The organism is Streptomyces sp. NBC_01431, from assembly GCF_036231355.1.
In the GTDB taxonomy this organism is placed as follows: Bacteria; Actinomycetota; Actinomycetes; order Streptomycetales; family Streptomycetaceae; genus Streptomyces.
Genome location: NZ_CP109496.1, coordinates 4,634,707 through 4,660,052 on the forward strand (window position 1 = coordinate 4,634,707; position 25,346 = coordinate 4,660,052).

At 71.8% G+C, this 25,346-nt stretch carries 23 protein-coding genes; 12 read left to right on the forward strand and 11 right to left on the reverse strand.

Features of this window, described 5'->3' with window-relative positions; all coding sequences use genetic code 11:
* Positions 1–4 precede the first annotated feature (4 nt).
* A complete protein-coding gene (locus OG522_RS21410; protein ID WP_329464604.1) occupies positions 5–1,366 on the reverse strand; it encodes an ABC transporter substrate-binding protein in 1,362 nt (453 codons plus the stop codon).
* A 173-nt stretch (positions 1,367–1,539) separates the two neighbouring features.
* On the opposite strand from OG522_RS21410, the gene OG522_RS21415 reads away from it, so the two are divergent.
* Both OG522_RS21415 and purU read left to right on the forward strand, forming a co-directional pair.
* Positions 1,540–1,986, forward strand: coding sequence for an SCO4402 family protein (locus tag OG522_RS21415; protein WP_329467670.1), 447 nt, complete (start codon positions 1,540–1,542; stop codon positions 1,984–1,986).
* A gap of 56 nt (positions 1,987–2,042) precedes the next feature.
* On the forward strand, positions 2,043–2,894 hold the full coding sequence (gene purU / locus OG522_RS21420; protein WP_329464605.1) for a formyltetrahydrofolate deformylase: 852 nt from the start codon (positions 2,043–2,045) through the stop codon (positions 2,892–2,894).
* A gap of 54 nt (positions 2,895–2,948) precedes the next feature.
* Here purU and OG522_RS21425 read toward each other — a convergent pair whose 3' ends face one another.
* Positions 2,949–4,331 (reverse strand): zf-HC2 domain-containing protein, encoded by a 1,383-nt coding sequence (locus OG522_RS21425; protein ID WP_329464606.1) that lies wholly within the window; start codon positions 4,329–4,331, stop codon positions 2,949–2,951.
* Positions 4,328–4,909 (reverse strand): sigma-70 family RNA polymerase sigma factor, encoded by a 582-nt coding sequence (locus OG522_RS21430; RefSeq protein ID WP_329464607.1) that lies wholly within the window; start codon positions 4,907–4,909, stop codon positions 4,328–4,330. Before OG522_RS21430 ends, OG522_RS21425 begins: the two co-directional genes overlap by 4 nt.
* Before the next feature lie 210 nt (positions 4,910–5,119).
* Here OG522_RS21430 and OG522_RS21435 point away from each other — a divergent pair, with 210 nt between their 5' ends.
* Both OG522_RS21435 and OG522_RS21440 read left to right on the forward strand, forming a co-directional pair.
* A complete protein-coding gene (locus tag OG522_RS21435; protein ID WP_329464608.1) occupies positions 5,120–5,494 on the forward strand; it encodes an STAS domain-containing protein in 375 nt (124 codons plus the stop codon).
* 84 nt (positions 5,495–5,578) lie between these two features.
* A complete protein-coding gene (locus OG522_RS21440) occupies positions 5,579–6,100 on the forward strand; it encodes an EF-hand domain-containing protein (protein ID WP_329467671.1) in 522 nt (173 codons plus the stop codon).
* Between the two features lie 7 nt (positions 6,101–6,107).
* On the opposite strand, the gene OG522_RS21445 is transcribed toward OG522_RS21440, so the two are convergent.
* Together OG522_RS21445 and OG522_RS21450 are read right to left on the reverse strand one after the other, a co-directional pair.
* Positions 6,108–7,052 carry a phosphatidylinositol-specific phospholipase C gene (locus tag OG522_RS21445; RefSeq protein ID WP_329464609.1) on the reverse strand — a complete coding sequence of 315 codons (945 nt, stop codon included), beginning with the start codon at positions 7,050–7,052 and terminating at the stop codon, positions 6,108–6,110.
* A gap of 43 nt (positions 7,053–7,095) precedes the next feature.
* A complete protein-coding gene (locus OG522_RS21450; protein ID WP_329464610.1) occupies positions 7,096–8,631 on the reverse strand; it encodes a class I adenylate-forming enzyme family protein in 1,536 nt (511 codons plus the stop codon).
* A 185-nt stretch (positions 8,632–8,816) separates the two neighbouring features.
* On the opposite strand from OG522_RS21450, the gene OG522_RS21455 reads away from it, so the two are divergent.
* The 3 genes from OG522_RS21455 (at position 8,817) to OG522_RS21465 (ending at position 11,743) form a co-directional block, all read left to right on the forward strand.
* Entirely contained in the window at positions 8,817–9,980 is a 1,164-nt protein-coding gene (locus OG522_RS21455) for an acyl-CoA dehydrogenase (RefSeq protein ID WP_329464611.1), read from the forward strand.
* Positions 9,980–10,837, forward strand: a complete 858-nt coding sequence (locus OG522_RS21460) for an acyl-CoA dehydrogenase family protein (RefSeq protein WP_329464612.1) — start codon at positions 9,980–9,982, stop codon at positions 10,835–10,837. The genes OG522_RS21455 and OG522_RS21460 overlap by 1 nt, the downstream gene beginning before the upstream one ends.
* Positions 10,838–11,221: 384 nt before the next feature.
* On the forward strand, positions 11,222–11,743 hold the full coding sequence (locus OG522_RS21465; RefSeq protein WP_329464613.1) for an ATP-binding protein: 522 nt from the start codon (positions 11,222–11,224) through the stop codon (positions 11,741–11,743).
* 236 nt (positions 11,744–11,979) lie between these two features.
* Here OG522_RS21465 and OG522_RS21470 read toward each other — a convergent pair whose 3' ends face one another.
* Entirely contained in the window at positions 11,980–12,906 is a 927-nt protein-coding gene (locus OG522_RS21470; RefSeq protein ID WP_329464614.1) for a cyclase family protein, read from the reverse strand.
* Between the two features lie 87 nt (positions 12,907–12,993).
* On the opposite strand from OG522_RS21470, the gene OG522_RS21475 reads away from it, so the two are divergent.
* The 3 genes from OG522_RS21475 to OG522_RS21485 all read left to right on the forward strand — a co-directional run bounded on the left by OG522_RS21475 (position 12,994) and on the right by OG522_RS21485 (position 16,240).
* Positions 12,994–13,905, forward strand: a complete 912-nt coding sequence (locus OG522_RS21475; RefSeq protein WP_329464615.1) for an SDR family oxidoreductase — start codon at positions 12,994–12,996, stop codon at positions 13,903–13,905.
* Positions 13,906–14,051: 146 nt separating this feature from the next.
* Complete coding sequence (locus OG522_RS21480) at positions 14,052–15,194, forward strand: acyl-CoA dehydrogenase family protein (protein WP_329464616.1); 1,143 nt, start codon at positions 14,052–14,054, stop codon at positions 15,192–15,194.
* Positions 15,191–16,240: a Zn-dependent alcohol dehydrogenase gene (locus tag OG522_RS21485; protein ID WP_329464617.1), complete on the forward strand. Its 1,050-nt coding sequence runs from the start codon at positions 15,191–15,193 to the stop codon at positions 16,238–16,240. Before OG522_RS21480 ends, OG522_RS21485 begins: the two co-directional genes overlap by 4 nt.
* 28 nt (positions 16,241–16,268) lie before the next feature.
* Here the strand turns inward: OG522_RS21485 and OG522_RS21490 are convergent, their stop codons facing one another.
* On the reverse strand, positions 16,269–17,258 hold the full coding sequence (locus OG522_RS21490; RefSeq protein WP_329464618.1) for a GlxA family transcriptional regulator: 990 nt from the start codon (positions 17,256–17,258) through the stop codon (positions 16,269–16,271).
* A 113-nt stretch (positions 17,259–17,371) separates the two neighbouring features.
* Between OG522_RS21490 and OG522_RS21495 the strand changes: the two genes are divergently transcribed.
* Together OG522_RS21495 and OG522_RS21500 are read left to right on the forward strand one after the other, a co-directional pair.
* Positions 17,372–18,679: an MFS transporter gene (locus tag OG522_RS21495; RefSeq protein ID WP_329464619.1), complete on the forward strand. Its 1,308-nt coding sequence runs from the start codon at positions 17,372–17,374 to the stop codon at positions 18,677–18,679.
* 592 nt (positions 18,680–19,271) lie between these two features.
* Positions 19,272–19,544 (forward strand): hypothetical protein, encoded by a 273-nt coding sequence (locus OG522_RS21500; protein ID WP_329464620.1) that lies wholly within the window; start codon positions 19,272–19,274, stop codon positions 19,542–19,544.
* 226 nt (positions 19,545–19,770) lie between these two features.
* On the opposite strand, the gene OG522_RS21505 is transcribed toward OG522_RS21500, so the two are convergent.
* The 4 genes from OG522_RS21505 to OG522_RS21520 form a co-directional block, all read right to left on the reverse strand.
* Positions 19,771–20,361, reverse strand: coding sequence for a flavin reductase family protein (locus OG522_RS21505; protein ID WP_329467672.1), 591 nt, complete (start codon positions 20,359–20,361; stop codon positions 19,771–19,773).
* 114 nt (positions 20,362–20,475) lie between these two features.
* The gene (locus tag OG522_RS21510; protein WP_329464621.1) at positions 20,476–21,330 is read right to left on the reverse strand and encodes an enoyl-CoA hydratase/isomerase family protein; all 855 of its coding nucleotides are present in this window, start codon (positions 21,328–21,330) and stop codon (positions 20,476–20,478) included.
* A 144-nt stretch (positions 21,331–21,474) separates the two neighbouring features.
* A complete protein-coding gene (locus OG522_RS21515; protein ID WP_329464622.1) occupies positions 21,475–23,700 on the reverse strand; it encodes an acetate--CoA ligase family protein in 2,226 nt (741 codons plus the stop codon).
* A gap of 356 nt (positions 23,701–24,056) precedes the next feature.
* The gene (locus tag OG522_RS21520; RefSeq protein ID WP_329464623.1) at positions 24,057–25,196 is read right to left on the reverse strand and encodes a flavin-containing monooxygenase; all 1,140 of its coding nucleotides are present in this window, start codon (positions 25,194–25,196) and stop codon (positions 24,057–24,059) included.
* Between the last annotated feature and the right edge of the window lie 150 nt (positions 25,197–25,346).

Below are 25,346 nucleotides of genomic sequence, written 5' to 3' on the forward strand. Positions count from 1 at the left end.
ACACCTAGCCGTTGGCGGCCGAGTCCTCCAGCGTCGAGCTCACATCGGTGAAGCCCTTGCGCAGCGAGACGAGCCGGCCGTCGCGTACGACCTGGAAGGTCACCTGGCGGTTGACGATGCGCGGGAAGTCCGGCGCGGCCAGCATGTCCTCGAAGCGCCAGCAGAGGTCGGGGGTGAGGCCGCCGGTGTTCACGACGGCGCCCGTGTTGAGCGCGCGGACGAGATCGGGCGGGCGCACGCTGTCCTGACCGAGGGACTCGACGACCTTCTTCAGGACCGTGTAGGCGATCCAGGTGGTCTGCACGCCCGCGTCCGCCGCGTCGATCGAGTCGTCCCCGAAGGCCTCTTCGCTGATGACCTTCTTCATCGGGTCCCAGCGCGGATCGTCGGCCTCCGGATACCAGCCGGTGACGTACGCGCCCTCGAAGGGGCCGTCCTTGCCGCCGGTGCGGTCGATGAGCGACTGGCCGACCGAGCCTATGACGGACGCCACCCGCACCATCTGGTCGTCGCTCTGCACCCGGCGGAAGGAGTCGAAGAACGTTTCCGTGCGGTCGCCGAGCACGGCCGTCACACAGCCCTTCTTCGCCTTCTCGGCGGCCGCCTTCCGGCCGATCCGGCTCACGAGCGCGGGATCCGCCCCGGCCTGCGCGAGCGCCCGCTCGGCCTGCGCGGTGTAGTCGCCGGCGTCGTCGGCCGTGCGGATGTCGGCGGCGGGCCTGCGGTGGGCGGCGTCGAGACCGGCGTCGAGCAGGTCCGGCAGGATGTCGCCGGAGATGGTGTCGGGGCGCACCAGTGCAACCTGTTCGCAGTCGGGCGCCAGTTGCCGGCCGCTGCCCGCGATCAGCGCCGCCTGGCCGCCGTTGACGGGATAGGAGAGCGCGCTGGTGAACTCCTGGTCGGAGATGCCGTAGCCGCCGAGATAGGGGATGCCGGCCGCTTCGAGCGGGGCCATGAAGGCGCTGCCGTACTGGCTGTACGAGCCGACGACGGCGACCGCCTGCTCCTTCACGGCGCGGCGTGCGCAGTCCGAGGCGCCGGTCGCGGTGTTGTGCTCGTTGCAGGTGATGACGTTCAGTTCGTGGCCGCCGATGCCTCCGTTGGCATTGGCCCAGCGGGCGAACGCCTTCGCCATGGCGGGCATGCCGGGGGCGTTGGTGGCCGAAGTGCCGTCGGGGGCCCAGGTCATGACGGTGATGGGCTCCCTGGAGCCCCCCGCGACTCCAGGGAGCACCCCGCAGCCGGTCAGGAGCCCGGCGCCCACCGCCGAACATGTGGCGAACACGGTGGCCGTCGTGCCGAGCGAGCGGTGGGTCCGGGCCGAGCGCCGAGTGAGCCGAGGACGCCGCCATCCGTAACCGGTCATGTGCCCACACACTTCCGCCCCAGGGGTAACGGGGAAGTGTGCGACGGTCACCGCAGGGTGACGTACAGATGAATTGCGGGGCCCGGTCGGGCGGCGAACAGGGGGAACGTACGATCGAAAACGTGCAGCAAGGTTCAGCAGGCTCTTCCCGTCGCGGCCGTCGCTCCTCCACCATGGGCGGCATGCCGTTGAATGACATGCCGTGGTGGCGCTGGCGTACGAACGTACGGTCCGCGCTGCACATGCTCTCCGACCCCGTCTTCCACGAGGAGACCTGGCTGGCCGGGCGCGAGGGGTTCGGGGACGTCACCGACGCCGTGTACCGGCTGGTCGAGGACACCTGGCTGGACAGCTGGTCCGCCGAGAAGTACGTCGGCACCATCTTCCGCGATTCGGGCGAGGCCGCACTCGTCGACCTCGCGGTGCTGCGGGTGCTGCGCATCATGCACCAGGTCGGCGCCGACGCCCCGGTCTCCGCCTACCTCGCCCACCCCGCCTGGCCCGAGGCCGTGCAGGCGGCGCGCGAGGCGCACGTGCGGCTCGCGCAGAGCGACGGGGAGGACCCCGATGCGCCGCCGCGCTCCCTCGAAGTGCTGAGGATCCTGACCCGGTCGGCCTGAGGTCCGGATTCTGGGCGGCCCCTTGCGGGGGTGTCCGGGTGTGGCATCCTGCCTGGATGACTGACCAGTATGTCCTCACGCTCTCCTGTCCGGACAAACAGGGCATCGTGCATGCCGTATCGAGCTATCTGTTCATCACGGGCTGCAACATCCAGGACAGTCAGCAGTTCGGCGACCGCGACACTGGTCTCTTCTTCATGCGGGTCCACTTCTCGGCCGAGGCCCCGATGCACGTCGACAAGCTGCGCGCCAGCTTCGCGGCCGTCGGCGACGCCTTCCAGATGGACTGGCAGATCCACCGTCCCGAGGAGCGGATGCGGATCGTCCTCATGGTGTCGAAGTTCGGGCACTGCCTGAACGACCTGCTGTTCCGCGCCCAGTCGGGCGCGCTGCCGGTGGAGATCGCGGCGGTCGTCTCCAACCACACCGACTTCGCCGAGCTCGTCGCCTCCTACGACGTGCCCTTCCACCACATTCCGGTCACCAAGGACACGAAGGCGGACGCCGAGGCGCGACTGCTCGCCCTGGTGCGCGAGGAGCGCGTCGAGCTCGTCGTGCTCGCGCGCTACATGCAGGTGATCTCCGACGACCTGTGCAAGCAGCTCAGCGGGCGGATCATCAACATCCACCACTCGTTCCTGCCGAGCTTCAAGGGCGCCAAGCCCTACCACCAGGCGCACGCCCGCGGTGTGAAGCTCATCGGTGCCACCGCGCACTACGTGACGGCCGACCTCGACGAGGGGCCGATCATCGAGCAGGAGGTCGAGCGCGTCGGGCACGACGTCACCCCGGAGCAACTCGTCGCGATCGGCCGGGACGTCGAGTGCCAGGCGCTGGCGCGGGCCGTCAAGTGGCATGCCGAGCACCGCATCCTGCTGAACGGGAGCCGGACGGTCGTGTTCGGATAGCTCCGCCGCTGACGGCCGTCGTCCCGGGGGCCGGTCCCCGGGACCGCCGGTGGTCTACAGCCTGCTCAAGGACGCCGCCGCGAACAGTACGTCGCTGATCGCCTCCCGGTCGCCGAGCTGACCCACCGCCGCCTCCTGCGGCGGCACATGGCCCGCGGCCAGTCTGCAGAACTCGACGCCGTCGAGGGCCACATGGGCCACCTCGTGCTCGGGCGAGGCGAGGGCGGCCGGGGAGTCCAGCGGGATGTGCCAGTCACCACCGCCCGCCCCCTCGATCTCCAGGCGCAGCGAGCGGCCCGGGGAGCCCGCCGTGACCAGGCCCCGCGCGGGCGAGGCGAGCCCGGCCCGGCGGCGGCCGGCCAGAGTGGCGGGCAGCACCCGGGCGGCCAGGTCGATCATGCGGTGCAGATGCGCTCCGGACGGCGGGTCGTAGGGATAGTCCACCGCATCCGCGATGTCACCCGCGTGGATCCAGCACTCGAAGGCCCGGTCGAGCATCGCGTCCTGGAGGGGCAGCGTGAACTCCCCGTAGGACACGCCCAGTTCGGCCGCGCCGCGGCCCGCGAACGACACCGTGCGCAGCAGCGTGTGGGACTGCTCGCGCCAGGGTTCGCGGACCGTGCGGGTCAGCGGGTACGGAGCCGTCCGCCACAGCGCCTCGGTGCGCGCGGTCGGCCCGGCCGCCGCGTCCTCGGGGTCGAGCGGCACCGGCTCTTCGAGCCCGAGGGCGGTCGCGAGAAGCGCGTCGACCGCCATCAGGTGCCCGATGACCCCGGCGACCGTCGTACGGCGACTGGTCTGCCGGTCCCGCTCGAACCACTTCAGCCGGACCGGTGCGTGCCACTCGGCGTCCCCGAAGTCGTTGAGCAGCGCGTCCAGCCGCGCCGCCTCGGCGTCGTACGGGGCCGCCCACAGCGGCACCGGAATGCGGGCCGGGCGCCTGCCGAGACAGGCCTCCAGGACCCGGGAGCGCAGCAGCGGATCCAGGTCGAGGCTGCGCTCGGCCTGGAGCAGACCCACCGCGTCCCGCAGCCGCAGCGCCTCGTCCGCACAGGGCGCGCACTCGGTGAGGTGCGCCTCGACGGCATCGGTCTCCTCGGCCGAACACGCGGCCAGCGCCCAGGCCCCGAGCAGCGACTTCAACACGGTGTGCGAGGGCGCCCCGGAAACAGGACGGGCGCCCTCGGTGGCAGCCGACTCCGCGGAGGCGCCCTTGGCGGGCGGCTGCTCCCGGTCCGTTTCGGGGGCCGGTCGCGGGTCCGTGTCATGGTCCGGCGCGGGGAAACGGTTACCCTCGCGCGGGCCGGGCACGAACGCGCCGGAGCCGCCCCGGCGGCCGTCGTTCGGCAGGTCGTCGCCCGCGGCCCGGGGTGCCGGTATGCGCGGGGTGTTGTCGTCGCCCGGGGCGGGTTCGCCCTGCTCCAGCGGCCCGCTCACAGCGCCCGTCCGTATCCGGGCGGCGCGGCTCCTTCCGGCGGCCGGACGGTGGCCGTGGACAGCAGTTGCAGACCGAGCCGAAGGCGCCGGCGCGCCTCGTCCTCGGTGATGCTGAGGTCGGCGGCGGCCTGCCGGTAGTCGCGCCGCTGAAAATAGGCCAGTTCGAGGGCGGCACGCAGGGGCGCGGGCATCGACGTCACGATGTAGTCGGCGCGGGCCGCCGCCGAGGCGCGCCGCACCTTCTGCTCCAGCTCCTCCGCCGAGCCGCCGCCGTTCGCCGCGTACGAGGACGTCTCGGCCTGGCGCAGGCGCTGCACGGCCTGGCACTGGGTGAGCTTGGCGACCCAGGAGCGCATCGAGCCCTGCTTGGGGTCGTAGGCGTCCGGGTTCTCCCACACGTACCCGAAGACCTCGCGGGTGATCTGGTCCGCCGCGTCCTCGTCGCCGAGCACCCGGTGGGCCAGGCTGTGCACCAGCGAGGCGAACCGGTCGTAGAACTCGCCGAGTGCGGCCGCCTCCCCGCGCGCGAGCCGCTGCTGCATCCGGCGGTCCCACCGAGGTGGTGCGTCCTTCGGCATAGGCTCCCCAACCCTGTCGTTCCCCGCTGTGCCCCTGTGCGCCCGTCCCTGTGTATCTACGAATGTAATGCGACGGGCTGACAACGCAGGTTGGTTTGCGCTAACTACGCCCGCACAAACCCAGGGAATGGTAAAGGCCGTGTTTCGCGGGTGTGTTCCGGGGCAGCCGGGCAAGGAGGGGGCCGGGCAGCACAGAGAGAGGCCGGCGGCGTGACGCTGATGGTGAACGAGGTCGTACAGGGCACGTGGACCGTGCTGCGGGTGCGCGGCGAGCTGGACCTGGTGACCGCGCCGAGGCTCCGCAGGCAGGTGCACGAAGTGGTCGCCGAGGGCCGCCACGACCTGGTCCTGGACCTGTCCGGGGTGGTCTTCTGCGATTCGATGGGCGTGGGGGTGCTGATCGCGGCCCGCCGTCTGATGCGTTCCTGCCAGGGCCGGCTGCGGCTGATCCTGCCCGCGCGCGGCGCCCTGGACGGCTCCCATGTGAACAAGGTGCTGGCCGCCCTCGGTGTGCGCCGCCTCTTCGAGGTGTACGGCGACGTGGGCTCCGCCGCCGACGACCGGGCCGAGCCGATCCCCGCGTGAGCGCGCCGCCCGGCGACGACGCCCCGGGTGGCCGTATCCCCCTCGCACGGCCGCCGCGAGTCGTACGCTCCGGGCATGGACAGTATGGATAGTCCCGAGAGTGTTGTGTACGAGCGCCGGGTCGCGACCCGCTTCGCCTCCTTCGACCAGGACGGCAACGGCTGGATCGACCGCGAGGACTTCTCGACGGCCGCGGCCCACCTGCTCGCCGAGTTCGGCATCACCGCCCGCTGCGACAAGGGGCAGGCACTGTACGGCGGCGCGGAAGCGCTGTGGCAGGGCCTGGCCGGGATCGCGGACGTGGACGGCGACCAGCGGGTGACGCGGCAGGAGTTCGTGGGCGGCACGCTGAAACGGCTGCGGGACCGCACGAGCGGGTTCACCGAGATCGCCCGGCCGTTCCTGCACGCGGCGTTCGCGGTGGCGGACACGGCCGGCGTCGGCACGGTGTCCGTGGCCGACGCCGAGCGTGCGCTGCGGGCGTTCGGGGTGTCGCCCAAGGTCGCGGGCGACGTGGCCGTGGCCCTGGACGGGGACGGCGACGGCCGCGTCACCGAACCGGACGCGGTGGCCGCCTTCGCCGCCTATTTCACGACGCTGCCCTGACCCGGGCTCAGTGCCAGTTCCAGTCGATCAGGGTGCGCAGCGTGTCCGAGTGGAAGTCGGGGAAGTCCATCGGGACGACGCCCAGGTGGGTCTGCTGGCTCAGGCGCGCGTTCAGATAGCTCTGCACGCCCGGCATGATCGCGTCCGCGTTCACCTTGGGCCAGCCGCCGCCCGCGTAGCTGGTGAAGTTGATGTAGAGCTGGGCGGAGTCCTGGTCGTTGTACGCGTTGTCGAACTGCTGGGTGACCTTGGCCGTCTTCTTCGACGGCCAGGACAGGCCCTGGTAGACGTCCTGGAGCCGGATGTACTGGTTGGACAGGAAGTCGTTGTCGCCGCCGGGCCACTGGAGGATCGGCCAGTCGTTGTCGAACTGCGCGATGAGCACGATCTTCCCGCGCGCCTCGCCGAGCGTGGGCACCCGGTCGGTGAGCAGGAAGCGGGAGCGCCAGCCCTTCTGGTCCAGGTACACGTTGAGCACGTTCTTGAAGTTGGCGCCCACGTCGTTGTTGGTCCCGTTCTCCTTCTTGAGCCGCATCAGCAGGACTTCGCCGGGGTGGCTGTCGAGGAAGGCCGCGCTCTGGGTGAGCACGTCGCCGAACGTCATGCCCTGGTAGTAGGCGGCGTGGTAGATCCCGAACGCGTCGTTCAGGTGCCCTTCGAGCCCGTTGGCCCGGATGTCGAAGAAGCGGACGCCCTCCTGCAACTGCTGCGTCAGACCCCAGTTCTGGGTGTGCGACCACTCGGTGCCGTTGCCCGGGTCGGTGCAGCAGGAGTCGTGGGTGCCGGGGATCGTCATGCGGAGCAGCGAGCGGGCGTCGGGCAGCGCGCCCATCCAGTTCGCCGGGTCCACGCTCGCGCCCGGCCGCACGGCGGCGTGCGCGGCGTTCGGCAGCAGCGCGGTGGCGGAGAGCGCGGCGGCGCCGAGTATGAGGTGTCTGCGGGTGAGTTCCATGGGTCCGTCCTCGTGGGGGGTGGGGAGTGGCGGGGCGCAGGGGTCATGCCCGCCCGAACCGCTCCCGCAACTTGTATTTCAGTACCTTGCTCAGCGTCTCGTTCCTCGGCAGCGCGTCCACCACCTCAAGCCGCTCGGGCAACTTGTGCACCGACAGCCCCTGTTCGCGCAGGTAGAAGGTGATCGCCGCAAGTGTCAACTCCCTTGCCCCGGCCACTGGTTCAACGACGGCGCACACCAACTCGCCGCGCTCGGGGTCCGGCAGGCCGATCACCGCCGCGTCGCCCACGCCCGGGTGGGTGTGCAGCAGGTCCTCGATCTCCTTCGCGGAGATGTTCTCGCCCTTGCGGATGATGATGTCCTTGATGCGGCCGGTGAGCACGAGGTGTCCGGACTCCTTCACGTGCCCCACGTCCCCGGTGATCAGGAACCCGTCGGCGTCGAAGGCGGCCGCCGACTGCGCCGGGTCGAGATAGCCCCGGCATACCGCTTCGCCGCGCAGCCGTAGTTCACCGTCGGTACCGGGCGGTACCGGCCCGCCCGCCTCGTCGGTGACGCGGATCTCCATGCCGGCCGGCGGGCGGCCCTCGGTGGTGGCGAGGTTCTCGGCGCTGTCGTCGGGGGCACCCATGGTGATCATCGGGACCTCCGTCATGCCGTACCCGTGGGTGAGCTGCACGCCCATCTCCCGGACGACCGCGTGGTAGACCTCCGGCGGCTTCGGCGCCCCGCCGCCCGCGAGCAGCCGCAGGGTGGGAATCACCTTCCGGCCGGGCCGTTTGCGCTGCTCGGCGAGGAACATCGAGTAGAACGCGGTCGACCCGCCGGCCACCGTCACGCCGTGCCGCCGGTACTCTGCCAGCGCCTGTGGCAGCGCGAAGTGCTCGAACAGCACGGCGGGGAAGCCGTAGAGCAGCAGCATCACCGTGTAGTCGGGCCCGGCTATGTGGGCGTACGGGAAGGCCATGGAGCCCACGTCGTCGGCCGTCAGATGCAGCGAGTGCGCGAGGCACGCGCCACCGGCGATCAGCGACCGGTCGGTGTGCAGCACGCCCTTGGGGTCGGAGGTGGTGCCGGAGGTCCAGTAGATCCACCGTACGGACGTGCCGTCGCCGGGGGGCGGCGGCAGCGACCCCGGGTCACCATCGGGTAGTTGGTCGTACGCCTCGAAGACTCCCCGCGCGCCGAGCCGCCGCGCCATGGCGGTGTGGTCGAAGCCGCGCCACACCGCCGGCACGGCGAAGAACTCGGCCTTGGAGGCGCGCAGCGCGAAGCCCACCTCGCGGTCCCGGTAGAAGGGGATCACCGGCGACTGCACCGCGCCGAGCCGGGCCAGCGCGAACGAGAGGACCGCCGTCTCGATGCGGGTCGGCAGCTGCCAGGCGACCACGCTCCCGGCCCGCACCCCCATCGCGCACAGGCCCGCCGCCACCCGTTCGCAGCGTTCGCGCAGGGCGCCGAAGGTGAGGGTGCGGTCGCCCTGGAGGAGGACCGGGCGATCCGGGGTGAGCTCGGCGCGGCGCTCGACGAGCTCCCAGAGGGTGCGCGAGGCGCCGAGCGTGTGTGCGGTGTCCGTCATTCCGCTCCCCTTAGCTGACGAGCCGTCAGATGTGGCGAGAGCGTAAGCCCGCACTCCTTGCTGGTCCAGAGGTGTGGAAGCTAGCCTTCGAACTGACGGGGCATCAGATAGGTGGAAGGGGACTTCATGCCCGGACCGCTCGTAAGTCCACCCCGGGTCCGCGACCCGCTCGGCCGGGCCCGCCGATGGACCTGACGTACACCGAGGAGGAAGAGGCCTTCCGGGCGCGACTGCGGCAGTGGCTTGCCGCCTCGCTGCCCGAACTCCCGCCCAGGCCCGACCCGTTGGACTGGCCGGCCCGGCGGGCGTACGACACCGCCTGGCAGCGGATGCTGTACGACGCCGGATACGCGGGGCTGCACTGGCCCGAGGCCGCCGGAGGCCGGGGCGCCACCCCCACCCAGCACCTCATCTACCTGGAGGAGACCGAGAAGGCAGGCGCGCCGTACGTCGGCGCGAACTTCGTCGGGCTGCTGCACGCGGGGCCCACCATCGCCGCCGAGGGCACCCCCGAACAGCGGGCCCGCTGGCTGCCGCCCGTGCTGCGCGGCGAGGAGATCTGGTGCCAGGGCTTCAGCGAGCCGGATGCGGGCTCCGACCTGGCGGCCCTGCGCACCAGGGCGGTCCGCGACGGCGACGACTACGTCGTGACCGGTTCGAAGATCTGGACCTCGCACGCCGAAGTGGCCGACTGGTGCGAGCTGTTGGTGCGCACCGAGCCCATCAGTGAGGCGGTGCCGAAACACCGGGGCATCACCTGGCTCGCGCTGCCCATGGACGCACCCGGCGTCACGGTCCGCCCGCTGCGCACGCTGGCCGGGTCGACCGAGTTCGCCGAGGTGTTCCTGGACGAGGTGCGGGTCCCAGCGGCCAACCGGGTCGGCGCGGAGAACGACGGCTGGCGGGTCACCATGGTCACCCTCTCCTTCGAGCGCGGCACCGCCTTCGTGGGAGAGGTGGTCGCCTGCCGCAGGACGCTGGCAGAACTGGCGGCGGTGGCGAAGGAGACGGGCCGCTGGGACGACGGGGCGGTGCGCCGCCAACTCGGCTGGCTGAACGCGGAGTTCACGGCGCTGTGGCGGCTGACCCAGTGGAACGTGAGCGAGTCCGAGCGCACCGGCGGGGTGCCCGGCACCGGCGGCTCCGTGTTCAAACTGCGCTACTCGCACGCCCGTCAGGAGCTGTACGACACCGCTGCCCGCGTCCTCGGCCCCGACTCGCTCGATCTCGACCGCGACTGGACCCTGGACAAGCTCTCGTCCCTCTCGTACACGATCGCCGCCGGCACCTCGCAGATCCAGCGGAACATCGTCGCCGAGCGCATCCTCGGCCTCCCCAAGGGGCGCTGATGGACTTCCAACCCACCAAGGACCAGCAGGCGTTGAGGGCGGGCATGCGGGACCTGCTCGCCGCCCGCTTCGACCGGCAGGCCCTGCGCGCGGCCGTCGAGCGGCCGGGCCTGGACCGGGCGCTGTGGCAGGCGCTCGGGGACGCCGGATTCTTCGCCCTGCGGCTGCCCGAGAGCGCGGGCGGGGTCGGGCTCGGCCTTCCCGAGGCGGTGCTCGTGTTCGAGGAGGCGGGGCGGGCCCTGCTCACGGGCCCGCTGGTGGCGACCCACCTCGCGGCCGGCAGCGTGGCGGGCGCGGCGAGCGGCGAGTCGGTGGTGACCCGGGTCGACGGCCCGCTCGTCGCCTGGCTGGAGGAGGCCGACCACGTCCAGGGAGACGCCTCGGGCGCGAGGGCCATGCGCTCGGTCGACCCCCTCACCCCCCTGCACCGCAGCCGGGGGACCCGTACGCCCGAGCCCGAAGCCGTTCTCCTCGCCGCCGCCGAACAGCTCGGCAGCGCGGGCCGGTGCACCGAACTCGCGGTCCAACACGCCAAGCAGCGCGAGCAGTTCGGCCGCCCCATCGGCGCCTTCCAGGCCGTCAAGCACCTCTGCGCCGACATGCTGGTGCGGACCGAAGTGGCGCGGGCGGCGGTCTACGCGGCGGCCGTGACCGAGGACCCGTACGAGATCGCGGGCGCCAAGCTGCTCGCCGACCAGGCGGCGGTGCGCGGGGCCCGCGACTGCCTCCAGGCGCACGGCGGCATGGGGTTCACCTGGGAGGCCGACGTGCATCTGCACCTCAAGCGGGCGTGGGTCCGGGCCGAGCAGTGGCAGACGGCGGACGAGGCCGCCGAGGTACTGGCTTCAGCGTTGTAAACAGTCACGATGCGTGGACAATCGGCGGCCCGGCGCACTCGTCACTAGCCGGAGTCGGGGGCCGTCTCGGGTACTCTCCGTGGGATGCGAGTGGTGGCGTGGCGCGGCTTTCCCGGAGTTGCCAGTGCGGCGGCTCCGGGGCCGGGAACGCGCGCTGCTCGCCCCGTACGGAGGCGTCGTACGCGCTCCCGTTCGACTCCCCGCAATGTGCGTCGCACAGTATGCACCACGCATACTCCTTCGCGCTGGAATATGCCCGAAGCGCTTGTTGCGGTGACTGTACGTCAACCATGCTGTCTCACATGGGAATCACGTTCCGTGACCCCGATTGTGGTCCCTGTGAGGCGCGAGGCGATGTGTCCGCCGGTTCGGATGGTGTGAACGGTGCAGGTGCTTCAGGTTCAGTTGGAGGTCGGTCCCGATCCCGCCGAGGTGGGCCGGGCCCGAAGGTGGGCCCGCTCACGGCTGGCGGGCTCGGGCATAGGGCCGGACGAGCCGCTCGCCGAGACGTTGATCCTGCTGATCTCGGAGCTCGTCACCAACGCCGTGGTGCACACGGGCTGTCCGGCCGTGTTGCGGATGCTCCTCGGTACGGATGAGGGCGGCACCGTACGCGTCGAAGTGGTGGACACCAGCTGCTGTCCGCCCAAACCCCGCCACGCGGAGGGCGACGACACCAACGGGCGCGGTCTCGAACTGGTCGACGGTCTCGCCGACCGCTGGGGCTGGCGGCCCGAGGGGGCGGGCAAGTCCATCTGGTGCGAGGTGGACCGCGACGTGCCCGGGACGACATCCGCCCCGGAGCACTCGGGGCACTCGGGGCTCAAGGAGCATAAGGGGCGCACGAATGGGGCGTACGGGAACGGGACGTATGAACCCCAGCGCGCCGTCACAAATACGGCATAAGTGGCAAGACCTTCAGTGGGTGTTGACGCGCTGTGTCGCCCTGATCACCCTGGAATGAGCGATTCGTCGCGAGGGGACGCCGAGGCCCTGCACGGCCTCGGCGAGTGCGGGTCGTGGCACGGCGTCAGCTCCAGCGGAGCGAGGCTCCTCTCGGGGCACCCGAGGAGCCGCCCGTACGCCGGTGCCCGGGTGGCGGCGGCCGGCGCGCGGCGCCGCCACCCGTGGATCCGGGCTCCTCACAGCACGGCCACCGGCGCGACGGGGCTCCCGGTCGCCCCCACGAACGGCTCCGGTGTCGCGCTCAGCAGGAACTCGTACCGAGACGCCTCCGCGCAGGCGATGGACAGTGCCTCCAGGTTCCAGTTCTGCCCCTGGAGCATCCCCATCTCCACGAGATCCAGCGCGTGCACCGGCAGCCACAGGTCCTCGATCTCCGGCGGGAAGATCTCGAAGGTGAGAGTGTCGTTGGCGACCGCGGCGACGTCCCGCGCGTGGAACCACTCGGGCGTACGGACGGAGAGCCCCGGCGACGGATAGCCGTAGCCGTGTTTGTCCCCGGCCAGATACACCTGCATCTGTCCGGTCCGCACGAGCACGATGTCCCCGGCGCGCACGGTGGTTCGCGCCAACTCCTCGGCGGCATCGAGGTCTTCGGGCGTGACGGCGTGCCCCCCTTCCAGTCGATCGGCCCCCCTGGCGCGGGCCACGTCGAGCAGAACTCCGCGCGACACGATGTGCCCCGGCCGGTCGATGCCGCTGAACTCGGCTCCCGAGTGCGCGGTGATGGTGGTGGCGGGCCGGCCGTTGTAGAGCTTCCCCGAGTGCGAGACGTGGGTCAGGGCGTCCCAGTGGGTGGCGGCCTGGAGGCCGAAGACGACCGCGTCGTCGCTGCACGCGACGGTGCCCGGACCGAAGATCTCCTGGTTGATCTGGGTCATGGTGTGCAGCGGATTGATCCGCCCGGGGATGACCCCGCTCTGTACGCCGTCCTGCTGGAGGGGGAGGGCGAGCGGTATGCGGCGCCCGGTACGGACGGTCGCGGCGGCGTCGCGCACGACCTGGTCGTGGATGTGGTTGAGCGTCCCGATTTCGTCGCTCTCTCCCCAACGACCCCAATTGTTGACGCGTTTGGCGATTTCGTGGAACTCGGGCGGCAGTGACATACGAGTCCCTCCCGGGGGCTTGTGGTGGAGTATCCGACGGGTCATAGAATCTAACGGTCCGTCAGAAACCGCGGGAAGGGGCCGGACGTGGGGAACTTCTTGGCAGGCAGGGTCGTCGCAGTGACGGGGGCCGGCCGGGGGATCGGCCGGGCCGTCGCGCTGGCCGCGGCCGCCGAGGGAGCCAGGGTCGTCGTCAACGACTACGGGGTCTCGATCGAGGGCGGCGAGCCCAGCAGCGAGATCGCCGACGCGGTGGTCAAGGAGATCGTCGCGGCGGGCGGCCAGGCGGTGGCGGTCGCCGACGACATCTCCACGATGGCGGGCGGTCAGCGCATCGTGGACACGGCGCTCGCCCAGTACGGGCGGATCGACGGGGTGGTGTGCGTCGCGGGCATCCTGCGCGAACGCATGCTGTTCAACATGTCCGAGGAGGAGTGGGACCCGGTGGTCGCCACCCACCTGAAGGGCACCTTCACGGTGTTCCGCGCGGCTTCGGCGGTGATGCGCAAGCAGGGCTCCGGAACCCTGATTGGCTTCACCAGCGGCAACCACCAGGGCAGCGTCGCCCAGGCCAACTACAGCGCGGCCAAGGGCGGCATCATCTCGCTGGTGCGCAGCGCCGCGCTGGGCCTGCACAAGTACGGGGTGACCGCGAACGCCGTCGCGCCGGTGGCCCGCACCCGCATGTCGGCGAACGTCCCCATGGAGCTGAAGGAGATCGGCTCGCCGGAGGACGTGGCGGCGCTGGTGACGTACCTCCTGTCGGAGCGGGCCCGCGCGGAGGGGATCACCGGCCAGGTGTACACGATCGCGGGCCCCAAGATCGCGGTATGGGCCCAGCCGCAGGAGCTGCGTGCGGGGTATGCGGAAGGGGCGTGGACCCCGGAACGCATCGCGGACTTCCTCCCGGGGACGGTGGGGGTGGATCCGATGCCGATGCTGGCGCGGCTGGAGGAGATGGCGAAGGCGGCGAACGCGGGCGCCCGCCCGAACGGCTGATTCCCCCGCCCCGCCCCGATCCTTCCCGCCCCTTCCCGAACCGGGGCGCCGCCCCGGCCCCCCGCTCCTCGATCGCCGGGGGCTTGCATTCGGCCGAGCCGTCCCCCGCGTCGGTTCCGGGGGACTCGCTCTGGACAGGAGGCACCGTGGACTTCAGCTTCGGCCCCGCCGACACCGCATTCCGCCAGCAGGCCAGGGCGTGGCTGGCCGAGCACACGGGCGTTCAACCACGCGACTGGGAAAGGGAGTTGGGGCGAGGTGGCTGGATCGGGATCGGCTGGCCGGAGCCCGCGTACGGCAACCGGACAGCAACCCTCACCCAGCAGATCGTCTGGGCCGAGGAGTATGCCCGAGCCGCCGCCCCCGCCCGCACCGGCCACATCGGCGAAAACCTCCTCGCCCCCACTCTCCTCACCCACGGCACCCCCGAACAGAAAGCCCGCTTCCTTCCCCCGATCGCCCGGGGCGAGGAACTGTGGTGCCAGGGGTACAGCGAACCCGGCGCCGGCTCCGACCTCGCCGGCATCCGCACCACCGCCCGCCGCGACGGCGACACCTACCGGATCACGGGCCAGAAGATCTGGACCTCGCTCGCCCGCGACGCCCACTGGTGCTTCGTGCTCGCCCGCACCGAGGAGGGCTCCCGCCGCCACCACGGCCTCTCCTTCCTCCTCGTGCCGATGGACCAGCCGGGCAGGATCGAGGTCCGACCCATCCGGCAGATGACGGGGACGAGCGAGTTCAACGAGGTCTTCTTCGACGGTGCGCGGGCCCGCGCCGAGCACGTGGTCGGCGGGGAGGGCAACGGCTGGCAGGTGGCGATGAGCCTGCTCGCCCTGGAGCGCGGGGTGTCCACCCTGGCTCAACAGATCGGCTTCGCAAGCGAGTTGGAGAAGATCTCCGCTCTCGCCCTCTCAAACGGCGCCGCGGCGGCCGACCCGGCCGTACGGGACCGGCTGATCCGCCAGTGGTCGGAGCTGAAGGTCATGCGGTGGAACGCCCTGCGCACACTGGGGAGTTCGGCCGACGCGGGCGCGCCCAGCGTGGCCAAGCTGCTCTGGGGCCGCTGGCACCAGCGGCTCGGCGAGCTGGCGATGGCGGTCCAGGGCGCGGCGGCCACCGCCACCCCGTACGACTGGAACGAGGCGGAGCCCTACCGGCTCGATCCGCTCCAGCACCTGTTCCTCTTCACCAGGGCCGACACCATCTACGGCGGCTCGGACGAGATCCAGCGCACCATCATCGCCGAGCGGGTGCTCGGCCTGCCGAGGGAGGTTCGGGTTCCGTGAGAGGTGTCCTGTTCGACGGGAAGCAGACCGAGGTCGTCGACGACCTGGAGATACGGGACCCGGGCCCGGGGGAGGTGCTGGTGGCCGTCGCGGCGGCCGGTCTCTGCCACTCCGACCTGTCGGTCATCGACGGGACGATCCCGTTCCCGGTGCCGGTGGTCCTGGGGCACGAGGGCGCCGGCGTGGTGGAGGCGGTGGGCGCCGGGGTGGGCCACGTGTCGGCGGGCGACCACGTCGCGCTGTCCACCCTCGCCAACTGCGGGGCGTGCGCCGAGTGCGACCGGGGCCGGCCGACGATGTGCCGCAAGGCGATCGGCAGGCCGGGCCGTCCGTTCTCGCGCGGCGGGTCACCGCTCTACCAGTTCGCCTCCAACTCGGCGTTCGCGGAACGCACCCTCGTCAAGGCCGTCCAGGCGGTGCGGATCCCCCGGGACATTCCGCTGACCTCGGCGGCGCTGATCGGCTGCGGGGTCCTGACCGGCGTCGGCGCGGTCCTGAATCGGGCGAAGGTCGACCGCGGCGACTCGGTGGTCGTCATCGGCACCGGAGGCATCGGCCTCAACGTCATCCAGGGCGCGCGCATCGCGGGAGCCTCGGTGATCATCGCGGTGGACACCAACCCGGCGAAGGAGGCGGCGGCCCGCCGGTTCGGCGCGACGCACTTCCTCGCCTCGGCGGACGGCGTCCGCGATCTCCTCCCGTCCGGCGCCGACCACGCCTTCGAATGCGTGGGCCACCCCGGCCTGGTCCGCGCCGCCATCGACCTCCTGGACCGGCACGGCCAGGCGATCCTGCTCGGCATGACCGCCCCCACGGTCGAGGCGTCCTTCCTGCCCGCCGCCCTGTTCCTGGACAAGTCCGTCCTGGGCTGCCGCTACGGCAGCTCCCGCCCGCAACGCGACATCCCGCTCTACGCCGACCTGTACCGCAGGGGCACCCTGCTCCTGGACGAACTCGTCACGAAGACGTACCCGGTGGAGGACTTCACCAAGGCGGCGGACGACCTGCACCACGGCCGGGTGGCGCGGGGGGTGCTGACGTTCTGAGACGGGCCCGGCGGACGCGCCCGCCGGGTCAGCCACCGGCCCCCGTGCGGAACGTACGCCGGTAGACCGTCGGCGGGACGCCGAGGGCCGTCTGTAGGTGCTGGCGCAGGGAAGTCGCCGTGCCGAAGCCCGCGTCGCGGGCTATCGCGTCCACCGACAGGTCGGTCGATTCCAGCAGGTGGCGGGCGTGCTCCACGCGCTGCTGGGTGAGCCACCGGCCGGGGCTCAGGCCGACCTCCTCGCGGAAACGCCGTGTGAAGGTGCGCACCGACATCGACTCCTGTTCCGCCATGTCGCGCAGCTGGATCGGCTCGTGCAGACGACCCAGCGCCCAGGCCCGCGCTGCCGTCGTGGCCGCCAACTGCCGCTCGGGAACGGGGCGTTGGATGAACTGGGCCTGGCCGCCGGAGCGGTACGGCGGGACCACCGTGCGCCGGGCCACCTCGTTGGCGACGGCCGCGCCGTGGTCGCGCCGCACGATGTGCAGACACAGGTCGATCCCGGCGGCGACCCCCGCCGAGGTGAGCACGTCGCCGTCGTCGATGAACAGGACGTCCGGGTCCACGTCGATCGCCGGGAACAGGCGCTGGAAGTGGTCGGCCGAAGCCCAGTGTGTGGTGGCCGGGCGGCCGTCGAGACGGCCCGCCGCGGCCAGCACGTAGCCGCCGGTGCAGATCGACACCATGCGGGTGCCGGGGCGTACGAAGGCGAGGGCGGCGGCCAGTTCGGGAGTGAGCACGCCCTCCTCGAAGACCGGGCCGAGCTCGTAGGAGGCCGGGATCACGACCGTGTCTGCGGTGGCCAGCGCCTCGGGTCCGTTCTCGACCAGGATCGAGAAGTCCGCGTCGGTGCGCACCGGCCCCGGTGGCCGCACCGAGCAGGTCACCACCTCGTACAGGGGCCGGCGGTCCGCGTCCCTCGCCCGCCCGAACAGCCGCTGCGGAATGCCGAGTTCGAACGGAAGGATCCCGTCCAGCGCGAGTACCACGACCCGGTGCCGGACGGGGTGACGACTCATGTGCTGCTCCCTCTCGACGGGCGCGGACCTCGCTGAGCCAGTGGCCCGATCCCTGCGAAGGGTGACTTCTCGGCCACTCGTGCCGTACGGAGCGTACCGCGAAGCTGTGTGACGTGACCCAGACAACCAACAGCCCCCAGGTGGAGCCCGCGCCGCTCCGGAAGGCCGAGCCGAGGATCCATCGCGCGTGGTTCGTGGCGGCCGTCGCCTTCGTCACGATCATCGGGGCGGCCGCGTTCCGCTCGCTGCCCGGACTGCTCATCGATCCGCTGCACAGCGAGTTCCACTGGTCGCGCGGCACGATCGGCGCCGCGGTCTCCGTGAACCTCGCGCTCTACGGCATGACCGCGCCCTTCGCCGCCGCGCTGATGGACCGCTTCGGCATCCGCAAGGTCGTCGCCGTCGCCCTGACGGTCATCGCGGTCGGCTCGGGCCTCACCGTCTTCATGCACGCGGCCTGGCAACTCGTCCTGTATTGGGGGCTGTTGGTCGGGCTCGGCAGCGGCTCGATGGCGCTCGCCTTCGCCGCCACGGTCACCAACCGCTGGTTCACCGAGCGCCGCGGCCTGGTCACCGGCATCCTGACCGCGGCCTCCGCCTCCGGACAGCTGATCTTCCTGCCGCTACTGTCGTGGATGGTCGAGGCCCACGGCTGGCGCCCGGCCGCCATCACCGTGACGCTGGCCGCGCTCGCCGTCGTGCCGTTCGTGTGGCTGCTGCTTCGCGACCACCCGGCGGACGTGGGGCTCGCGCCGTACGGTGCGACCGCGTACGTGCCGAAGCCCGCCCCGGTCACGGGCGCGGCCCGCCGCACCCTGTCCGTCCTGGCCAAGGCCGCCCGCACGGGACCGTTCTGGCTGCTCGCGGGCACCTTCGCGATCTGCGGCGCCTCCACCAACGGCCTGGTCCAGACGCATTTCGTCCCGGCCGCCCACGACCACGGCATGCCCGTCACGACGGCCGCGGGGCTGCTCGCGGTGATCGGCGTCTTCGACGTGGCCGGCACGATCTTCTCCGGCTGGCTCACCGACCGCTTCGAGTCGCGCCGCCTGCTCGCGACGTACTACGCCCTGCGCGGCGTTTCATTGCTGTTCCTGCCGATGCTGCTCGCGCCCGCCGTCCATCCCCCGATGCTGTTCTTCATCGTCTTCTACGGGCTCGACTGGGTGGCCACCGTGCCGCCGACCATGGCGCTGTGCCGACAGCACTACGGCGATGACAGCGCGATCGTGTTCGGCTGGGTACTGGCGTCGCACCAGGTGGGCGCAGCCGTCATCGCCTTCCTCGGCGGGGTCGCGCGCGACGTGTTCGGCTCGTACGACGTGGTCTGGTACGCCTCGGGCGCGCTGTGCGCGGCGGCCGCGCTGATGGCCCTGGTCATCCGCCGCCGGGGCCCTGGCGGGGAACCGCTGGCGGCGTGATCCCCTGTTCCTGGGTGGGGGTAGGGCCGATTCCCTGCGGGAGATGTGGGGGAGGGACCGTTTTCCCCTGCGGGAGATGTGGGGGAAGAGCAGAGCCGTTTCCCCTGCGGGAGAGCCGAGGGGGAGCGACGTCATGAAGCGGGGAAGAACGCGGCGGGCCGTGCTGGTCGGGGCCGTACTGTGCGCAGCGCTGACGGCCTGCGGCACGGCCCACCCGACCGACCCGGCGGCGGTCACCCCGCCGAAGCCGTCGGCCGCGGGGGCGCGGGAGTGCCCGGAGGGGAATCCGGGCCCGCCCACGGATGGGGATGCCGGGAATCCTGGTCCGCCGACGGATGGGGATGGGGGTGCGGGGAATGCGGGTCCGCCTACGGATACGGATGCCGGGAATCCTGGTCCGCCGACGGATGGGGATGTGGGTGCGGGGAATGCGGGTCCGCCTACGGATGGGGATGCCGGGAATCCTGGCCCGCCGACGGATGCGGATGCGGACGCCGGGAATCCCGGTCCGCCCACCGACGCTGACCCCGGCGTCCCCGGGCCGCCCACCGACGGCACGGCCGAGCCCTGCCTTCCCGCGGGCTGGTTCGACATGACGCAGGAGTTCGTCGACTACTACCGCAAGCACCTCACCAAGGCCGACGACGGGATGTGGCCGTCGGTGGCCGCGGTACGGATCCGCAAGCAGGGCGCGACCGAGGAGGCTGTGGTGACGGTCACCTTCGTTCCGCTCGGTGGGAGCGACTCGGACGGCCGCAGGGTGGCCGAGGTGTTCGCCGACTGGCGCCACGAGGCGTACGACGACAGGGGCACGCTGAGGGTGGAGACCCGCAGCGGGGGCCGCGTGGCGGAGGGCTCGTGGTGAGCGGCGGCCGGGCGCTCCGCGGGTAGGGGTGCACGTCGGGTGCGGGTGGGCCGTGGCCGGTCGCGCAGTTCCCCGCGCCCCTTCAGCCACGGTGCCGCACCGGGCTCGGACATGACCGCTTGGCTGCGGAACCGCCGGAGCCGCTCGGCGCGCTCGGGCGGTGGGCAGCTCCAGGTGAGCCGACCCCTCAGCTCGCTCGCAGGGCGGTGTGGGCCGCTCCTCAGGTTCAGCCGCTGAACCGCCCGAACCGGCCCGCGTGGAACAGCAGCGGGTCGGCGTCCACCGCGCAGTCGAGTGCCTCGACGCGGCCGACCACGATGAGGTGGTCACCGCCGGTGTGTACGTTCTGGATGCGGCAGTCGATCCAGGCCGGTACGCCGACGAGCCGGGGTGAGCCGGTCGCGGGGGCGGGTTCGTGCTCGACCCCGGCGAACTTGTCGGCCCCGCTGACCGCGAACCCCCGGCACAGCGCGCCCTGTTCGGCCCCGAGGACGTTCACGCAGAACACCCCGGCGCGGGCGATGCGCGGCCAGGTCGTCGACGTACGCCCCACCATGAAGGCGACCAGTGGCGGATCGAGCGAGAGCGACGCGAAGGACTGGCAGGCGAATCCGGCGGGGCCGTCCGCGTCCGACGCGGTGATGACGGTGACCCCGCTGGCGAACTGCCCCAGCACCCGGCGGAACCGGCCCGGATCGACCGGCGCCCGCTCGTCGTCCCGTACGGCCCGAAGGTCCGGCCGGGGCAGGAACTCGACGGGTTCGGCGGCCGTGGCGGCGCCGACGGACCTGAGGTATCGGACGACGGTGGCCGCCATCCCTGCGTGTCCCATCACATCAGCCATTGAAACTGACGCCTCGTCAGATTGGAACCCCCGCAGACCTCCAACTACCGGCCCGCTCCAGACCCGCTCCAGACCCATACCGGCCCACTACAGGCCCCGGTATTTCGGAGCGCGGCGCTCCACGAAGCCGGCCACGCCCTCGTTCGCGTCGTGGGTGGTCATGTTGATCTCCTGGGCCCAGGCCTCCGCGGCGAAGGCGGCCGTGCGGTCCGCGTCCAGGGAGGCGTTCACCAGGTGCTTGGTGAGGGCGAGGGCGCGGGTGGGGCCCGTGGCGAGGCGTTCGGCCCACTGCCGCGCGGTGGCGGTGAGCTCGGTGTCCGCGACGACGCGGTTGACCAGGCCCATGCGCTCGGCGTCGGCCGCCCGCAACGCGTCCCCGAAGAACATCAGCTCCTTCGCCCGCTGCGGCCCGACGAGACGGGGCAGCAGATAGGCGCCACCGCCGTCCGGCACCAGTCCCCTGCGGACGAACACCTCGATGAACTTGGCCGATTCGGCGGCCAGGACCAGATCGCAGGCGAGCGCGAGATGGGCGCCGAGCCCCGCCGCGGTGCCGTTGACCGCCGCGATCACCGGCTTCTCGCAGTCGAGTACGGCCGCGATCAGCCGCTGGGCACCCTGGCGGATCGTGCGCGCGACATCGCCCGCGACCCGCTCGCCGCCGCTCGTGGCCGCCCCGCGCAGATCGGCTCCGGCGCAGAACCCCTTGCCCGTGGCGGTGATCACGACGGCCCGTACGGCTGGGTCGGCGGAGGCCGCGCCGAGCAGCGAAATGACCCGTTCCCGCTGGTCCCAGGTGACGGCGTTCAGGGCCTCGGGACGGTTGAGCGTGATCCACGAGACGCCGTTGTCAGTGGCGTGAAGTACCAATGAATCGAGCGAATGCAATGACTCCGGGGAGGCCGGTGACGGCGGTGACTCCGGCGAGTGGGGCGAGTCCATGAGCGGCTCCGGCGTGGAAGGGGTGAAGTGATGGCGGGAGTGCGGCGCAGGCGTGCAACGGTTGCGGGGGTGCGGTGCAGGCGTGCAGCGGTGGCGGGTGTGCGACGTGGACGTGTAACGGTGGCGGCGGTGCGGCGCAAGGGCTCAGCGGCAGATGGCCAGCGCGTCCAGCGCGACCGCGCCCTGCCCGCGGGGCAGCACCATCAGGGGGTTGATGTCCAACTCGCTGAGTTCTTCGCCCAGTTCGAGGGCCATCCGCTGGACGCGCAGTACGACCTCGACCAGCGCGTCCACATCGACCGGCGGCCCCCCTCGTACGCCTTCGAGGAGCGCCCGCCCCCGGAGCTCGCCCAGCATGTCCCGCGCCTGCTCCTCGCCGAACGGCGGGACACGGACGGCCGAGTCGCCGAGCACCTCCACCAGTACGCCGCCGAGCCCGACGGTCACGGTGGGGCCGAACAGCGCGTCGTGCGTGACGCCGACGACCATCTCGACCCCGCGCTCGACCATCTGGCACACCAGGATGCCGTCGAGGTCGACACCCTCGTAGCGGGCGATGTCGGTGAGTTCGCGATAGGCGTCCCGCACCTGGCTGGCTGAGGTCAACTGGACTTTGACCAGGCCCAGTTCGGTCTTGTGGGCGAGGTGCGCCCCGGAGGCCTTCATGACGACGGGGTAGCCGACGAGCCCGGCCGCGCGCACCGCCGCCGCCGCGCTCGTCACCAGCTGCTCGCGCGGCACCCGGATCCCGTAGGCCCGCAGCAGTTGCTTCGCCGCGTGCTCGCTGAGCTGCTGGCCGGGGCGCATCAGGGCCTGGGCCTTGCGGAACGAGGGGGAGGGCACGCGCGGCGCCTCGTCGAAAGCGGAGCGGTAGCCGGCGGTGAAGCGGTGGTGCGAGAGGTAGGCCCGTACGGCGCCGATGCAGTTGCCGAACGTGCGGAACGTGGCGACCCGGTCCGAGCCGAGCAGCGTCTCGCGGTAGGCGGCCTCGGTGCCGAGCGGCGAGCCCCACACCACGCACACCAACTTGTCCGTCTGTTCCGCCGCGTCCACCAGGTCCTGCGCCAGCTTGTCGCTCATGGGCGGGAAGGGGCCGGTGATCGGGCAGATCAGCACGCCCACGGAGGGATCGTCGAGGATCGCGTCGATGATCTTCCGACCGCGCCAGTCGCCGACCGGGTGCCCGCCGTTGTCGACGGGATTGGCGACGTTCAGGTACCCGGGTATCCATTCGTGGAGCTCGGCCTGCTTGGCGGCGGAGAGAGTCGGGAGGCGGAGCCCCGCGGCGGTGGCCAGATCGGAGAAGTGGGCGCCGGTGCCGCCGGAGATCGAATACACGACGACGCCGTCGGCGACCGGCTTGCGGGCGCGCGCCAACAGGGCTGCCGTGTCCTGGAGTTGGTCGAGCCCGTCGACGCGGATGACGCCGTACTGGCGCATGGCGGCGTCCACGACATCGTCGGCGCCGGTCAACTTGCCGGTGTGCGAGGCGGCCATCCGGGATCCCGCCTCGGTCCGGCCCACCTTCACCGCTACAACCGGAACACCCGCCCGCGCTGCCCGGTCGGCCGCGAGCAGGAAGGAGCGCCCGTCCTTGAGCCCTTCGACATAGCAGGCGATGGCGCCGACCTCGGGCTGTTCGGCGAAGTAGGAAATGAAATCGGCGGTTTCGAGGTCGGCCTCGTTGCCGGTGGGCGCCCAGTGGGAGAGGCGTATCCCGAGCTCCTGGAGGGTGAACACGGGACGGCCCTGGTGGCCGGACTGCGTGATGAGCGCGATGGCCGGGCCGTCGAGGTCGTCCCGGAACTTCTCGAACGCGTTGAGGTTGGTGTTGGGTCCGAGCAGCCGCATCCCCGAGCGCCGAACGGCGGCCGTGAGCCGGGCCTGGGCCTCGGCGCCCTCCTCGCCGGTCTCGGCGAATCCGGACGCGAAGGCGACGGCGAACTTCACCTTGGCCTCGGCGAGTTCCGCTACGACCGGGAGCGGATCGCCGACCAGAAGCACGGCCAGATCGACCTGTTCCGGTAGGTCGGAGACGGAGGGAGCGCAGGGCAGGCCGAAAACCGTGTCCCGGGTGGGGTGTACGGGGTGGAGGCGGGCGCCGACCCGTTGCGCCCAGGCGATGAGCTGACGGGTGATGCCGGTGTTGGGCCGCCCTTCGGTGTCGGATGCCCCGACGACGGCGACGGACTCGGGACGGAAGAACTTGTCCAGGTCCGGTACGGCGGCGTACAGGGGCCGCCCGCTGACGTCGAGGTCGCCCTCGCCCGCCGCTCTGCCGTGGACGGCGCCGGGCGCGGGCTGCTCGCCGCAGGCGACCACCCGCGCGCGGAAGTCGGTCGTGAGGGTGCCGTGAGTCGATCCAAGCATCGTTCCGCCCGCTCCTGGTCGATGGCCAACATGGCTGAGCCGTGCGCGTGGTAACTGACGCCCTGTCAGATTACAGACCTGACGGTTAGTCAGGAACCGCCGTGCGAGCAAAGCCTGAGCCTGCGGGGCCTGAGGGACTGTGGAGCTGCCATGCCGCATGCCCAGGGAGATCGGCACTTGAAACGCGGGTGGGGCGCGGGGGGTTGGTTTCAGGCCCCGAGAGCGGGCAACCGGCCGGCCCCTCAATCCGCCCGTTCCTCGGCTTGGCCCGCCCTTCAATCGGCCGCTCCGTCAAGCCGCCCGCCCCTCAACCGGCTCGCTCCTCGCCCCGGCCCGTCCTCCGGCCCGCCCGCCCCTCAACCCGCCAGCGCCCGAGCGATTTTGCGCGCCTCGATGCCCAGCTCTCGCAGGGTCCCGCTGAGCGGGGTGCTGAAGCCCGTGAAGTACAGCCCCGCGGCACCCACCGCCTGTACCCCCCGCACCACCGGCAGCCCCCGCTCATCCAGCACCCCGAGGTGACCCACCAGCTCGCTCAGGCCCCGGCCGTACCCCGTCGCCGCGATGACCGCGTCCGGCGAGATGCGCGTGCCGTCCGCGAGGACGACCTTGCCCCCCTCGAAGGACTCGACCGCCGCGACGGGCTCGACCCGCCCGCTCTTCACCGCGTCGATGAGTCCCACGTCCTGCACGGGAATGGCTCCTTCCCGCGCCCGCGAGTACAGCCCGCTGGTCGGCCGGGGCAGCCCGTACGCCGCGAGGTCGGGCACCGAGAGCCGCTCGGTGACCGCCGCCGCCCGGTCCACGAGCCGTACGGGCAGCCGCCGCACCAGGATGCCGGTGGCCTGCGCGGGCCAGCCCGCCGTGGAGCGGCGCAGGATGTGCGGCGCGCCGCGTACCGCGAGCCGCACCCGCGCCGCGCCACCCTCGGTCAGGTCCACGGCGATCTCGGCACCCGTGTTGCCGACCCCGACGACGAGGACGTCCCGCCCGGCGTAGGGGGCGGCGTCGCGGTAGCCGCTCGCGTGCACGAGATCGCCGGTGTACGTCTCGGCGCCGGCCCACGGGGGAACGTACGGCGTGTGGTTGTACCCGGTGGCCACGACTACGGCCCGCGCGGCCAGCCGTCGCCCGCCGCTCGCGTCCAGCGCCCAGCCGGGGCCCTCGGGCGCCCGCTCGACGCGGCCGACCTCGACCCCGGTGACGATCTCCAGCTCGTGGACGGCGGCGTACTTCTCCAGGTACCGCACCACGTCGTCGCGGGACACCCAGCGCCCGAACCGGCGCGGGATCTTCAGTCCGGGCAGCGCGGAGAGCCGCCGCGTGGTGTGCAGGTGCAGCCGGTCGTAGTGGCGCCGCCAGGAGGCGCCGACGTCATCGGACCGCTCCAGCACGACGGCCCGGACGCCCCGCGCCCGCAGCGCGGCGGCGACGGCGAGGCCACCGGGCCCGGCGCCGATCACGTAGACGGGGCTGGTGGGGGTGGTGAGGTCGGCCATGACTGCTGAGCGTAACGGCGTGAACACGTGATGGGTCTCGGTCAAGAGCGGAATCGATTGCGATCTGATCACGCGTGCGCACCCCTTGCGCAGGGACGGGGCATCCGCTGAACTGACGTACCGTCAGAAATGGCTCAGGAAAGGGGCTTC

Bases quoted from the DNA above. Each gene is read 5' to 3' on its own strand.
- OG522_RS21520 (WP_329464623.1), bottom strand. From the start codon at position 25,196: ATGGCCGACCTCACCACCCCCACCAGCCCCGTCTACGTGATCGGCGCC.
- purU (WP_329464605.1), top strand. From the start codon at position 2,043: ATGACTGACCAGTATGTCCTCACGCTCTCCTGTCCGGACAAACAGGGC.
- OG522_RS21500 (WP_329464620.1), top strand. From the start codon at position 19,272: ATGACGCAGGAGTTCGTCGACTACTACCGCAAGCACCTCACCAAGGCC.
- OG522_RS21510 (WP_329464621.1), bottom strand. From the start codon at position 21,330: ATGGACTCGCCCCACTCGCCGGAGTCACCGCCGTCACCGGCCTCCCCG.
- OG522_RS21445 (WP_329464609.1), bottom strand. From the start codon at position 7,052: ATGGAACTCACCCGCAGACACCTCATACTCGGCGCCGCCGCGCTCTCC.
- OG522_RS21515 (WP_329464622.1), bottom strand. From the start codon at position 23,700: ATGCTTGGATCGACTCACGGCACCCTCACGACCGACTTCCGCGCGCGG.
- OG522_RS21460 (WP_329464612.1), top strand. From the start codon at position 9,980: ATGGACTTCCAACCCACCAAGGACCAGCAGGCGTTGAGGGCGGGCATG.
- OG522_RS21440 (WP_329467671.1), top strand. From the start codon at position 5,579: ATGGATAGTCCCGAGAGTGTTGTGTACGAGCGCCGGGTCGCGACCCGC.
- OG522_RS21450 (WP_329464610.1), bottom strand. From the start codon at position 8,631: ATGACGGACACCGCACACACGCTCGGCGCCTCGCGCACCCTCTGGGAG.
- OG522_RS21430 (WP_329464607.1), bottom strand. From the start codon at position 4,909: ATGCCGAAGGACGCACCACCTCGGTGGGACCGCCGGATGCAGCAGCGG.
- OG522_RS21410 (WP_329464604.1), bottom strand. From the start codon at position 1,366: ATGACCGGTTACGGATGGCGGCGTCCTCGGCTCACTCGGCGCTCGGCC.
- OG522_RS21455 (WP_329464611.1), top strand. From the start codon at position 8,817: ATGGACCTGACGTACACCGAGGAGGAAGAGGCCTTCCGGGCGCGACTG.
- OG522_RS21505 (WP_329467672.1), bottom strand. From the start codon at position 20,361: ATGGCGGCCACCGTCGTCCGATACCTCAGGTCCGTCGGCGCCGCCACG.
- OG522_RS21490 (WP_329464618.1), bottom strand. From the start codon at position 17,258: ATGAGTCGTCACCCCGTCCGGCACCGGGTCGTGGTACTCGCGCTGGAC.
- OG522_RS21415 (WP_329467670.1), top strand. From the start codon at position 1,540: ATGGGCGGCATGCCGTTGAATGACATGCCGTGGTGGCGCTGGCGTACG.
- OG522_RS21470 (WP_329464614.1), bottom strand. From the start codon at position 12,906: ATGTCACTGCCGCCCGAGTTCCACGAAATCGCCAAACGCGTCAACAAT.